The sequence below is a fragment of the Pseudomonas oryziphila genome (genome assembly GCF_003940825.1).
GTDB classification, from domain to species: Bacteria; Pseudomonadota; Gammaproteobacteria; order Pseudomonadales; family Pseudomonadaceae; genus Aquipseudomonas; species Aquipseudomonas sichuanensis.
The window spans coordinates 1,151,711-1,164,200 of record NZ_CP034338.1; the positions used below are offsets into that span (position 1 = coordinate 1,151,711).

Here is a 12,490-nt window from a genome sequence, read left to right on the forward strand (position 1 = left end):
TCATTCGCTGCCGAGAAAGTCCTCACGCACCAGCCCATGCCGCTGCATCTTCTCGTTCAGCGTACGCCGTGGCAGCTGCAACGCCTCCATCACCCCTTTGATCTCGCCCTTGTGCTGGCGCAGCGCAGCGCGCAGGCATTGGGCTTCGAAGGCCTCCATCTGTTCGCCCAGCGACTGCCCGCCTGGCAGGCTCTCAAGGTTCGGCGAATCCAGCCCCAGGGCATGACGCTCGGCAGCATTGGCCAGCTCACGCACATTGCCCGGCCAGTCGTGGGCCAGCAGTTGCGCCAATCGCCCGCCACTGACCGGTGGGGCATGGCGGCCCAGGCGTTCGGCGGCCGTGCGGGCGAAGTGTTCGAATAGCAGCGGGATGTCTTCACGCCGCTCGCGCAGCGGTGCCAGGCGCAGCTCGGCAACGTTGAGGCGGTACGCCAGGTCTTCGCGAAAGCGCCCGGCACGGGCCTCTTCCAGCAGGTCCGGCTTGGTCGCGGCAATGATGCGCAGATCGACGGCGATGCTCTGGTTGGCCCCCAGGCGCTCGAGCTTCTGTTCCTGGATCACCCGCAGCAGCTTGGCTTGCTGGGCCAACGGCATGCTTTCGATTTCGTCGAGGAACACGGTGCCGCCGTTGGCGTACTCCAGCTTGCCGATGCGTTTGCCCTGGGCGCCGGTGAACGCGCCGCTCTCATGGCCGAACAGCTCGGCCTCGAACAGGGTTTCGGGGATCGCCGCGCAATTGAGCGCGACAAAGGGTTTGTCTGCGCGCGGGCCAAAATCGTGCAGGCAGCGCGCCACCCGCTCCTTGCCGCTGCCGGTCTCGCCACGGATCAGCACGTTCACCGGCAGGCTGGCCAGGTCCAGCACCTGCCGGCGCAACTGTTGCAGCCCCTGGGACATGCCGAGCAGGCTGGTTTCGAGCTGCGCCTTGAGGTCGGCCTGCTCATGCAGGCGACGGTTCTCCAGTACCAACCGGCGCTTTTCCAGGGCGCGGCCGAGGCTGCCCAGCAGGTGCTGCGGGGTGAAGGGTTTTTCCAGGAAGTCGTAGGCGCCGTTGCGCATCGCCTCCACCGCCATCGGCACATCACCGTGGCCAGTGAGCAGGATCACCGGCAGGTCGGGGTCATCCTGTTGCAGCCGTTCGAGCAGTTGCATGCCGGAAAGCCCGGGCATGCGCACGTCGCTGAGGATCACCCCGGGGAAGTTGCGCGGCAGCTGCGCCAGGCAGTCTTCGCCACGGGCGAACAGTTGCACGCTGAAGCCCGACAGGCTCAACCACTGTTCCACGGCGGTGCGGATACTGGCTTCGTCATCGACGACGATCACTGAATTCAACATACCGGCTCCAGGTCACGGGGTAGCGTCAGGCTGAAACGCGCGCCGCCTGGCAGGTTCTCGACCTGCAGGCAGCCGCCGGCATCGACCACGATGCCGTAGGAAATCGCTAGGCCCAGGCCCAGCCCTTCACCCACCGGCTTGGTGGTGAAGAATGGGTCGAACACTTTGGCCAGGTCGGCCGGCTCGATGCCGCCACCTGAGTCGAGCACGCTCAGGCGCCACTGGCCATCGTCGAGTTCGATGCGGATCTCCAGGCGTTTGTAGCGCTTGTCGGCCATGGCGTCGAGGGCATTGCGCAGCAGGTTGATCAGCACCTGCTCGAGGCGGATCGCATCGCCGCGGACCCAGGCCGGACGGGCCAGGTACAGCGCCACGTCCACCGCTTCGGCGTGGATGCGCGCATCGAGCAGGTGCAGCGCCTGGTCGACCACCGTGGCCAGGTCCAGGCGCTCGCGCAGCCCGCCGGGGCTATTGCGGGCGAAGGTCTTCAGGTGGCCGGTGAGCGCGGCCATGCGCGTGAGCATCTGCTCCAGCGGCTCCAGGGCCTGGCGCGCCTGGTCGTAACGGCCATGGTCAAGCAGCAGCCGCAGGGTTTCCAGCTGCATGCGCTGGGTGGTCAGCGGCTGGTTGATTTCGTGGGCCAGGGCGGCGGACATCTGCCCCAGCGCCGCCAGCTTGGCCGATTGCACCAGGCCTTCCTGGGCGGTGCGCAGTTCGCGGGTGCGCTCCTCGACCTGGCGCTTGAGCTCTTCGCGGCTGCGCTGGCGCAGGCGGGCCAGGCGCAGGCGCTGGCTGACGAACAGCGCGGCGAACACCAGGGTCAGCCAGATCGCGGCGGCGGCTAGGGCGGCGTTGCGGCCATCCTCGGCGACCTGTGGCTTGCGCAGCAGGTGCAGGGTCCAGCCTTCGGCTTCCAGCGGCAGGCTTTCCCAGAGGTATTCGGCGGCGCCGTCGGGGCCCTGCACGCGGGTCAGGTGGCTGTTGTCGGCGAAGCGGGTCAAGGCCTGGTGTTGCAAAGGCACCAGCGGCTGCTTGTCGTACTGGCGGGTTTCAGCCAGTTCGGCGCGGTCGGCGCCGCTCAGCGGTTGCAGCTCGCGGTAGCGCCAGCCGTCCTGGTTGGCGATGAAGGTGATGCCACGGGCGTCGCTGACCAGCAGGATATCGCTGCCCTGGCGCCACTCGCGTTCAAGCTCGGGGAACTCCAGCTTGACCACCATGGCGCCGAGGAAGCGGCCATGTTCGTCGTTGACCGCGCTGGCCAGGAAGTAGCCCGGCACGCCGCTGGTCACGCCGACCGCGTAGAAGCGGCCGCTGCCCTGGCTGCGGGTCTGTTTGAAATAGGGGCGAAAGCCGTAGTTGGAGCCGACATAGGTGGTCGGCAGGCGCCAGTTGCTGGCCGCGATGGCCAGGCCAGTGCGGTCGAGCAGCTCCAGGGTGGAGGAATTGGCCGCGCCGTTGATGCGCTCGAGCTTGTGATTCAGGGCACTTTGCACCGGGTCGGTGACCGGGCCGCGCAGGGCGTCGATCAGTTCCGGGTCCAGCGCCAGTACCGCAGGCAGGGCGCGGTAACGTTCGATCAGGGTGTGCAGGTTGTTGGCGTACAGGCCCAGCTGTTGGCTGGCCCGCTGCGCGTCGGCCCGCATGGCCTCGCGCTTGGCCTGGTGCATGGCCCAGCCGGCGCTGAGGCCGGTACCGACCAGGATCAGCAGGATGATCAGCCCCAGACGCAGGGCGCGGAAGGAAGAGGGCATGGGGCGGATCCGGGGTGTAGGTTTTCAGGTCCGGCCTCTTCGCGGGTAAACCCGCTCCCACAGGTATCGAGTAGCCTGTGGGAGCGGGTTTACCCGCGAAGAAGCCAAAGCAGGTGTCAGAGCAGTTCGAAGCTCTGCTGCTGCACCGCCTGCGAGTCCAGGCCGATCTGCACATTGAACTGACCCGGCTCGGCCACGCGTTGCAGCTGGCCATTGTAGAACTTCAGGTCTTCTTCACTGATGTCGAAGGTCACGGTACGTGCTTCGCCGGCCTTGAGCATCAGCTTCTGGAAGTTCTTCAGTTCTTTCACCGGGCGGCTCATCGACGCGCTCTGGTCCTGCAGGTACAGCTGCACCACGGTCTCGCCGTCACGTTTGCCGGTGTTCTTCACCGTGATCTTGGCCTTGAGGGTTTCGCCGCGCTTGAGTTCGGTGCGCGACAAGGTCAGGTCGGTCAGGTCGAAGCTGGTGTAGCTCAGGCCGTAGCCGAACGGGTACAGCGGGCCGTTGGGCTCCTCGAAGTACTGCGAGGTGTAGTTGCCCGGCTTGCCGGGGGTGAACGGGCGGCCGATGCGCAGGTGGTTGTAGTACATCGGGATCTGCCCGACCGAGCGCGGGAAGGTGATGGCCAGGCGGCCCGACGGGTTGTAGTCGCCGAACAGCACGTCGGCGATGGCGTTGCCGCCTTCGGTGCCGCTGAACCAGGTTTCGAGCAGCGCATCGGCCTGTTCGCGTTCCCAGGCGATCGACAGTGGGCGGCCGTTCATCAGCACCAGCACCAGCGGTTTGCCGGTGGCCTTGAGCGCCTTGATCAGGTCGCGCTGCACCGCCGGGATTTCCAGGGTGGTGCGGCTCGACGATTCGTGGGACATGCCACGGGACTCACCGACCACGGCCACCACCACGTCGGCCTGCTGGGCGGCCTTGACCGCTTCGTCGATCAGCACGGCGGCCGGGCGCAGGTCGTTGACGATTTCCGGGGCATCGAAGTTGAGGAAGTTGAGGTAGTCGAACATGGCCTTGTCGCCGGTCACGTTCGAGCCTTTGGCGTAGACCAGCTTGGCCTTGCCCTCGACGGCGCGGCGCAGGCCTTCGCGTACGGTGACCGAGTGCTGTGGCTTACCGTCGGCGGCCCAGCTGCCCATCATGTCGATGGGGGCGTCGGCCAGCGGGCCGACCAGGGCGATGGTGCCGGCCTTCTTCAGCGGCAGGGTCTGTTCGCGGTTCTCCAGCAGCACCAGGCTGCGGCGTGCCACGTCGCGGGCGGCGTCGCGGTGCAGGCGGCTGTCGGCGTAGTAATCCTGAAGGTCAGTCTCAGGCTTGCCGATGCGCACGTACGGGTCCTTGAACAGGCCCATGTCGTACTTGGCGCCGAGCACTTCGCGCACCGCCTGGTTCAGCTCGCCCTGGGTCACTTCGCCGGACTTGAGCAGGCCTGGCAGCTCTTCGCCGTACAGGGTGTCGTTCATGCTCATGTCGATGCCGGCCTTGATTGCCAGCTTGGCCGCTTCGCGACCGTCGCGGGCCACGCCATGGCGGATCAGTTCCTGGATGGCGCCGTGGTCGCTGATGGTCACGCCCTTGAAGCCCCACTCCTTGCGCAGCAGGTCGTTCATCAGCCAGGTGTTGGAGGTGGCCGGCACGCCGTTGATCGAGTTCAGCGCCACCATCACACCCCCCGCACCGGCGTCCAGCGCGGCGCGGTAGGGCGGCAGGTATTCGTTGTACATCTTCGGCAGGCTCATATCGACCGTGTTGTAGTCGCGCCCGCCTTCCACCGCGCCATACAGGGCGAAGTGCTTGACGATGGCCATGATGCTGTCGGGCTCGGCCGGGCTCTTGCCCTGGAACGACTTGACCATCACCTGGCCGATCCGCGAGGTGAGGTAGGTGTCTTCGCCGAAGCCTTCACTGGTGCGGCCCCAGCGCGGGTCGCGGGCGATGTCGACCATCGGTGCGAAGGTCATGTCCAGCGAGTCGGCGGCGGCCTCGATGGCCGAGGTGCGGCCGACCTTGGCGATGGCGTCCATGTCCCAGGTCGCGGCCAGGCCCAGGCCGATCGGGAAGATGGTGCGCTCGCCATGGATGGTGTCGTAGGCGAAGAACATCGGGATCTTCAGGCGGCTGCGCATGGCGGCGTCCTGCATCGGCCGGTTCTCGGGGGCGGTGCGCGAGTTGAAGGTGCCGCCGATGCGCCCGGCGGCAATCTCTTCGCGGATCTTCTCGTGGGGCATTTCGGGGCCGATGCTGATCAGGCGCAGTTGGCCGATCTTTTCGGCCTCGGTCATCTGGCTCACCAGATGGTCGATGAATGCCTGCTTGTCTTGCAGGGGCGGGGCGGAGGGGGCGGCAAGGGCCGCCTGACTGGCAAGGCCCATGGCCAGGCCCAGCAAAGACAGTTTCATCATCAATTCCGTTGTTGAGTAGGGCGGTTGGCCGAGAACTTTCGTACGCCTGTTGTTATGAGGTCCGCTGGCGATTTTTTGGATCATTCGTCCATGATCCGACGCAGCCGCGGATTATGCCTTATATGAGGCGCTTGTTGAGATACACTCTCGCCACCCCGATGCCGGGATAACAACGATAAGAACGCTCAAGAGACGATGGCATGACCGAATACGAACAGCGCCAGATCGCCGAGGCGATCGCACGCGTCGAGCGGCGCACCGACGCGGAACTGGTGACCGTGCTGGCGCGCCGCGCCGACGACTACCCCTATCTGCCCCTGCTCTGGGCGGCGCTGCTGGCGCTGATCATCCCGCTGCTGTTGCACCGCTGGCAGGGCGGGATCGGCCTCAACGGCCTGCTACTGGCGCAGATGCTCACCTTTATCGCCCTGTGCCTGTTGCTGCGCCATCCACGCCTGGCTGCCTGGCTGGTGCCGGCGATCCTGCGCCGGCGACGTGCTTCCGGGCTTGCCCGGCAGCAGTTTCTCGAACTCAACCTGCAGCGCACCGCTGGGGCTACCGGGGTGCTGATCTTTGTCAGCGAGGCCGAGCGGCATGTCGAGATCCTGGTCGATGAAGGGATCGCCCGGCACCTGCCGGCCCAGGCCCGCGAAGCGATCGTTGCGCGGTTCACCGAGCAGGTCTGCCAGGGCCATACCCTGCAGGGCTTCGTCGACTGCATCGAGGCGTGCGGCGAACTGCTCAGCGAGCATGTACCGCCCACCCATGCGCGCAACGAGCTGCCCAACCGCCTGGTGATCCTCGATTGAGCCGCGCCCATCGCGAAAACCTTCGCGATGGGCGGCCAGCGACGTAGAATGCGCGGCATTGCGCAACGCGCTCCCCGCATTCCGAGGCACCCGCTCCCCATGTCGTCCACTACTTCCGCCCCCACCGCGCCGGATGCGCGCGCCCAGTTCCTGAGCCTGCTGGGCGACGCCCTGGCCGATGGCAGCCTGGTCAAACTGGTGCTAGCCCGCCACGTGGGGGCCGACCAGACCCTGCAGCGGATCATCGCCAAGCCGGTGCAGCTCAAGGGCGAGGCCTGCCTGCAACTGGTCTACCGCCACCAGACCCGCGACATCACCCGCAACCTGCCATTGGGCCAGGCGCAGGCACTGGTAGTCGAGCTGCTGCCGGAGAGCTTTCGCAACGCTCACCTGTTCACCGGTGCGGGTGAAGTGCAACTGGAGTTCAGCAAGAAGGGCAAGCCGATGCTGCGCCGCCACTTGGCCCAGCAGGCACCCCGGGAAGCGGCGGCAGCTGGGCATGACCGCGAGAAGAAGCGTTACCTGGAACTGTCGCGGCCCTTCCTGCGCGACCTTGGGGTGACCGACGCGCAAGGCGCGTTGATCCCGTCGATGTCGCGCAAGTGGAAGCAGATCAACAAGTTCATCGAGGTCTTCGACCACGCCCTGGCCGGCGCGCCGGTGGCGGCTGATCAGGCCTTGCGGGTGGCCGACTTTGGCTCGGGCAAGGGCTACCTGACGTTCGCCATGCACGACTACCTGCGCAACACCCTCGGGCGCGAGGCACAGGTCACCGGCGTCGAGCTGCGCCCGGACATGGTCGAGCTGTGCAACGCCGCTGCTGCGCGCCTGGAGCACCCGGGGCTGGTGTTCGAGTGCGGTGACGTGCGCAGCGTGGTGCCGGAGGCCATCGAAGTGATGATCGCCCTGCATGCCTGCGACATCGCCACCGACTACGCCATCCACACGGGCATTCGCTGCAATGCGGCGATCATCATGTGCTCGCCGTGCTGCCACAAGCAGATCCGCCCGCAACTGCAGAGCCCAGGGCTGCTGCAGCCGATGCTGCAGTACGGCCTGCACCTCGGGCAGCAGGCCGAGATGCTCACCGATAGCCTGCGCGCGCTGTACCTCGAGGCTTGCGGCTACGAGACCAAGGTCTTCGAGTTCATCTCGCTGGAGCACACCAACAAGAACAAGATGATTCTTGCGGTGAAGCGCAAACAGCCAGTGCCGGCGGGGGCGCTGTTGGAGAAGATTGCGCAGCTCAAGGCGTTTTACGGGGTGCAGGAGCATTGCCTGGAGACGTTGTTGCAGGCGGATGGATTGATCGCCGGGTAAGCACAACGTGTTGGGTGCCATTCCCGAAAGTGTGTAAGACGCCTCCCGAGCGCGTCTGGCGGCCGATATTGGTGTCGAGAGATCTGTAGTGTGGTAGCCATTCATGATCAATGGTTGTCATTTGACAACCATTGATTTAATGACCACACTGGAGAACATTTGATGCCGCGCCCCAGTCACGCCAAAAAAGAGGTCGAGCAGGCCTTGAGGCATGCTGAGTTCCATGGATGGAGAATCGTTGCGGGTGGAGGGCACTGCTGGGGAAAGATGTATTGCCCCTTAAACGATGCTGACTGCCGATGCGGGGAGCTTTGCGTCACCAGCATCTGGAGCACCCCGAAGAACCCAGGCAATTTCGCGCGTCAGCTAAGGCGTGTGGTGGACAATTGCACTGGAACCCGCAATACGGATACCGCAGTGAAGGCGGGTAAGGAGCAGTGACGATGGAATACGAGTTCACCCTCAAGTACCAACTGGTCGATGACGAAGAAATGGATGCACTCCTCGAGCGCCTGGCCGAAGCGGGTTGTGACGATGCCCTGGTCGGGATTGGTCAGCCCGGTCGCCTGTCGCTGGAATTTGTACGGGAGTCCTCCAGTGCCGAGGAGGCGATCGAGACCGCGCTCAGGGATGTTCGCAGCGCAGTGCCTGGCGCACGACTGATAGAGGCGACGCCCGACCTCGTCGGGCTGACCGATGTGGCCCAGATCGTGGGTGTGTCGCGCCAGAACATGCGCAAGTTGATGCTGGCGCACATGCACAGCTTCCCGGCCCCCATGCATGAAGGCAGTACCTCGCTCTGGCATCTCGCCGATGTATTGGCCTGGCTGCAGGCGAGGGGGAGTTATGACATCGGCCAGCAGATGCTGGATCTGGCTCGGGTCGCGATGACCGTCAATGTATCAAGCGCCCATGCACGGGTTTTCAAAGGGACGATGGCTTTGGCCGATTGAAGCTGTGCCGCTGGGGGCCGCTTCAACGGCGCCCTGTCGGTACTTCGATCGCCAACTCCGCCAGCCCCAGGGGATGGGTACTGGCATCGAAGAAATGCAGCGCTGTCCCCGGCAGATCACCGAACCGCTCGACGAAATGCTGCTTCTGATTCAGCACCGACGCCTCGCTCAATGGCCGGATGGCAATCAGAAGATGCGCCGGCCGCGCCTGGCGAATGGCGTCGAGCAGGTGCTGATCGCTGCTGTCCAGATGCTGGCCGAACAGGCAAATCCCCTCGTCCTCGTTGGCCAGTTGCCCCAGGCACCATGACAGGTAATCCGAGTTGCGGATCGCGCGCAGTTTCTCCTCGCTACGGAACTCGTTGACGAACAAGGGCACCTCGCCGGGGATGTTCACGGCAAAACCGTCCAGCAATTCGGCGCACTCGGCGCTGCGCTGGCGGCTGGAGCCGTCAGGCAGTTTGAGCAGGTGCAGGCCGCCATGCAGGTGCATCACCCGGGTGCCTTCGCTGCGGGTGCGGCGCACGTCGAAGAAGCCCTGCTCGTCGAACAGCGCGGCAAAGCCCTGTGGAGCATGCTGCACGGCCCACGGCAGGATCAGGTCGTAGTTGCTGGTGTAGACGCTGCGAAAGCCACGCAAGGCCTGGTTGATCGAGGCCAGGGTAGCCGCCGGCATCAATGGCCACGGCAGGTGCACGGTGCGCACGGCGTGAATCAGCGCTTCCTTGATCGAGTAGTAGCGGTTCAGCGGCGCGGTGGAGTTGATGGCCAGCGCGGCGTTGGCGCGGACGGTGTGGTTGAGGGTGCTCAGCAGCGGTTCGAACAGCTCTGTGCCGAGCGACTTGAACAGCGCCTGGTCACTGACCGCCAGGCCTTTCTTGCGGCCGGCACGCTGGGCTTCTTCGTACAGCGAGAAATAGCCGAACGGTTTCCACAACGCCCGGCTGGCACCGTTGCCCAGCAACAGGGCGGTGCAAGGGTGGCGCTGGTTGAGGTCGGCCCAGGCGGGCAAGTGGGCGTCGAGTGCGGGCATGGGCGGTCCGTTGGGCGTGGCTCAAAACGCGGCGACTTTAGCATGTCATGCAATGTATGCGAGGCATGTCGCGCGCAGAGACCGGCGCAGCAGCTCTGCAGCAATTTTCAATGCGACAAGGCCTTGAGCACGTGATCAGGGTCGTTGTGGATGGCCCGCAGCAGCGCCTTGGCAGGCCCCGTGGGCTCCCGGCGCCCCTGTTCCCAGTTACGCAGCGTAGCGACTTGCACATCGATCATCTCGGCGAAACGTACCTGTGACAAACCGGTGGCCTTACGGATTTCCCGGACTTGAAGGGCGTCGATTTCGAACTGGCGCGAGGGTTGGCGTTTGCCCTGGATGATTTCATCCATTTCTACAACGCTTTCCATCAGTTCGTCGAAGAGGCGGCTCATGGGTATCTCCAGTTTTCGATGACGGACTTCAAAGCCTTGCGCTGTTCGGCGGATAGCTCCGTTTGTTCGTTCTTCGCAAAGATGTAGAGCAAGGTGATATGTGACCTTGCCGTGAAGTGGTAGTAGATGACTCTGGCGCCGCCTCGCTTGCCGTGGCCGTTCGCTGGGGCGCGGATTTTGCGCAGGCCGCCGGTCCCTTCGATGACATCCCCTGCATCGGGGGATATCAAAAGACGAACCTGCAACAACCTGTAGGTTTCGTCGTCGAGCAGCTCTTTTGCGCGCTTGGTAAAGACAGCGGTTTCGGTAAAAAGCATAGCAGGGTATACGCCATTGGCGCAGTCACTTTTCACCAGCGATGCGCGGAGAGTGGAATGCCCGAAAGGCTACCTTCTCGCCGATACGGTACTGCATCGCTCCCCTCTGACAACGATGTAGGTGCCTTCCTCTACTTGTCGGAGGACTCCCTGCTCGTCCTGTTACGCCAAACCCGATACGCCCTGATCCCTGCTCGCACCGAACCAAACAGCAATTTGTCCTCCATTTCCCGCGCCATCCCCGAGCGCACCAGCATGCGCAGGAAAGTGCCGCGGGCGCGGGCGATGGCGAAGTGGATGCCCTGGGCGGTGAGCGTGTCGCGCACCTCGCGCAGGGCGGCGATGCCGCTGACGTCGATACTGGTCACGGCTTCGGCGTCGAAAAGCACCGCCTGGGGCTTGTCCACTCCCTGCACGGCGTCGAGCAGGCGCATTTTGAAGTAGTCGGCGTTGAAGAACAGGATCGCGTCGTCGAAGCGATACACCACCAGGCCTGGCACGGTGCGGGCGTCCTTGTGCTGGCGCACGTCCACCTGCCCCTCGACACCCGGCAGCCAGCCGAGTACCGCGTCGGTAGGTTGGTAGATGCTGTAGAGCAGGCGCAGGATGGCCAGGGTCACGGCAAACACGATACCCGGCAGCACGCCCAGCCCCAGCACGCCGACCGTGGTCAGCAGGCACAACCAGAATTCGAAGCGGCTGAGCTTGCGGATGGTCTTCAGCGACTTGATGTCGATCAGCCCCCAGCCGGCCATCAGCAGTACTGCGCCCAGCGCCGCTTGCGGGATCCAGGCCATGGGGGCGGTGAAGAACAGCAGGATCAGGGCAATCACCAGCGCGGCGATGATGCCCACCAGCTGGCTCTTGCCGCCGACCATGTCGTTGACCGCGGTGCGTGAGTCGGCGCCGCTGATGGCGAAGCCCTGGGAAATACCGGCGGCCAGGTTGCTCACCCCGAGGGCGACGAATTCATGGTTGGCGTTGATCGCGTAGCCATGCCGGGCGGCAAAGCTGCGGGCGGTGAGCATGGCGCTGCAGAAGCTGATGGTGGCGATACCCAGGGCGTCACGCAGGAGGCTCTTGGTTTCCGCCAGGTTGCTTTGTGGCCAGGCCAGCTCCGGGATGCCCGCCGGTACCGGGCCAAGGATCGCCACGCCATAACGGTCCAGGCCGAGCAGCCCGGCCAGGGCGGTGAACACCACCACCGTCACCAGCGCTGCCGGCAGGCGCGGGTAGCGCCGCGGCAACCAGATCAGCAATGCCAGCCCGGCCAGGCCGATCGACAGCGTCAGCCAATGGATCTCGCCCAGCCGCTGCAGGAAGTTGATCAAGCTGAGGATGAAACCGTCGCCCTCGATCTTGAAGCCCACGACTTTGGAGAGTTGCCCGGCGAGCAGGCTGAGGCCGATGCCGTTGAGGTAGCCGATCAGGATCGGCCGCGAGAAAAAGCTGGCGATGAAGCCGGCGCGCGCCACCCCGGCACCGATCAGCATCACGCCCACCAGCACGGTGACGATCACCGACAGCTCGGCGATGCGTTGCGGGTCGCCCATGGCCAACGGGGCCACAGCGCCGCCGATCATCGCGCAAGTGGCGGCATCGGGCCCGACCATCAATTGCCGCGAACTGCCGATCAAGGCGTAGACCATCATCGGCAACACGCAGGCGTACAAGCCGTACTGCGGCGGCAAGCCGACGATCTGGGCATAGGCGATGGCGATGGGGATCTGGATCGCGGCCACCGACAGGCCCGCCTGCAGGTCGGCATGGAACCACTCGCGACGGTAGTGCAGCAGGTTGGCCAGGCCCGGTAGCCAGCGGGAGAGAAACATGCGCAGTCCTTTGGAAATGTTTCAGAAAGCTTAGGTGCTTTTGCGTGCTGGGCAGCACCGGGCATTTAAGCCAATCGGGCGCGGGATGGCCATGGGCCAGATCAATGAAGGGTGCGCAAATGCAGGCGGCAGAAACGAAAAAAGGAGCCAAGGCTCCTTTTTACAGCGATGACGTCACTGGAACGCCATGCGGGGAATGCGATTTGGAGCGGGTAGAGGGAATCGAACCCTCAACTAAAGCTTGGGAAGCTTTCGTTTTGCCACTAAACTATACCCGCGTCTGCGCCCGACTTTCTACCATAACCCCCTGCCAATTAATAGCCCAATGTCATAAAAG

The 12,490-nt window shown here is 64.5% G+C and carries 11 protein-coding genes and 1 tRNA gene; 4 read left to right on the forward strand and 8 right to left on the reverse strand.

The annotated features are described in order from the left end of the window. The 3 genes from EJA05_RS05465 to bglX form a co-directional block, all read right to left on the reverse strand. Complete coding sequence (locus tag EJA05_RS05465; RefSeq protein WP_125857587.1) at positions 1-1,335, reverse strand: sigma-54-dependent transcriptional regulator; 1,335 nt, start codon at positions 1,333-1,335, stop codon at positions 1-3. Continuing rightward, positions 1,329-3,086, reverse strand: a complete 1,758-nt coding sequence (locus tag EJA05_RS05470; protein WP_125857588.1) for a sensor histidine kinase — start codon at positions 3,084-3,086, stop codon at positions 1,329-1,331. Before EJA05_RS05470 ends, EJA05_RS05465 begins: the two co-directional genes overlap by 7 nt. A 116-nt stretch (positions 3,087-3,202) precedes the next feature. Beyond that, positions 3,203-5,494 carry a beta-glucosidase BglX gene (bglX, locus tag EJA05_RS05475; protein ID WP_125857589.1) on the reverse strand — a complete coding sequence of 764 codons (2,292 nt, stop codon included), beginning with the start codon at positions 5,492-5,494 and terminating at the stop codon, positions 3,203-3,205. Positions 5,495-5,694: 200 nt separating this feature from the next. On the opposite strand from bglX, the gene EJA05_RS05480 reads away from it, so the two are divergent. The 4 genes from EJA05_RS05480 (at position 5,695) to EJA05_RS05495 (ending at position 8,576) form a co-directional block, all read left to right on the forward strand. Further along, entirely contained in the window at positions 5,695-6,303 is a 609-nt protein-coding gene (locus EJA05_RS05480) for a TPM domain-containing protein (RefSeq protein ID WP_125462787.1), read from the forward strand. A 99-nt stretch (positions 6,304-6,402) separates the two neighbouring features. Beyond that, positions 6,403-7,623 (forward strand): class I SAM-dependent methyltransferase, encoded by a 1,221-nt coding sequence (locus EJA05_RS05485; RefSeq protein WP_125857590.1) that lies wholly within the window; start codon positions 6,403-6,405, stop codon positions 7,621-7,623. Between the two features lie 204 nt (positions 7,624-7,827). Further along, complete coding sequence (locus EJA05_RS28345) at positions 7,828-8,064, forward strand: hypothetical protein (protein ID WP_223811926.1); 237 nt, start codon at positions 7,828-7,830, stop codon at positions 8,062-8,064. 2 nt (positions 8,065-8,066) lie between these two features. Beyond that, positions 8,067-8,576: a helix-turn-helix transcriptional regulator gene (locus EJA05_RS05495; RefSeq protein ID WP_125857591.1), complete on the forward strand. Its 510-nt coding sequence runs from the start codon at positions 8,067-8,069 to the stop codon at positions 8,574-8,576. A gap of 22 nt (positions 8,577-8,598) precedes the next feature. Here EJA05_RS05495 and EJA05_RS05500 read toward each other — a convergent pair whose 3' ends face one another. The 5 genes from EJA05_RS05500 to EJA05_RS05520 all read right to left on the reverse strand — a co-directional run bounded on the left by EJA05_RS05500 (position 8,599) and on the right by EJA05_RS05520 (position 12,431). Then, positions 8,599-9,609, reverse strand: coding sequence for a DUF4917 family protein (locus EJA05_RS05500; RefSeq protein WP_125857592.1), 1,011 nt, complete (start codon positions 9,607-9,609; stop codon positions 8,599-8,601). 107 nt (positions 9,610-9,716) lie between these two features. After that, positions 9,717-10,004 (reverse strand): NadS family protein, encoded by a 288-nt coding sequence (gene nadS / locus EJA05_RS05505; protein WP_125462792.1) that lies wholly within the window; start codon positions 10,002-10,004, stop codon positions 9,717-9,719. Beyond that, positions 10,001-10,321 (reverse strand): type II toxin-antitoxin system RelE/ParE family toxin, encoded by a 321-nt coding sequence (locus EJA05_RS05510; protein ID WP_125462793.1) that lies wholly within the window; start codon positions 10,319-10,321, stop codon positions 10,001-10,003. The genes nadS and EJA05_RS05510 overlap by 4 nt, the downstream gene beginning before the upstream one ends. A gap of 131 nt (positions 10,322-10,452) precedes the next feature. Further along, entirely contained in the window at positions 10,453-12,153 is a 1,701-nt protein-coding gene (locus tag EJA05_RS05515) for a SulP family inorganic anion transporter (RefSeq protein WP_125857593.1), read from the reverse strand. A 204-nt stretch (positions 12,154-12,357) separates the two neighbouring features. Further along, positions 12,358-12,431 (reverse strand) — tRNA-Gly (locus EJA05_RS05520). Positions 12,432-12,490 lie beyond the last annotated feature (59 nt).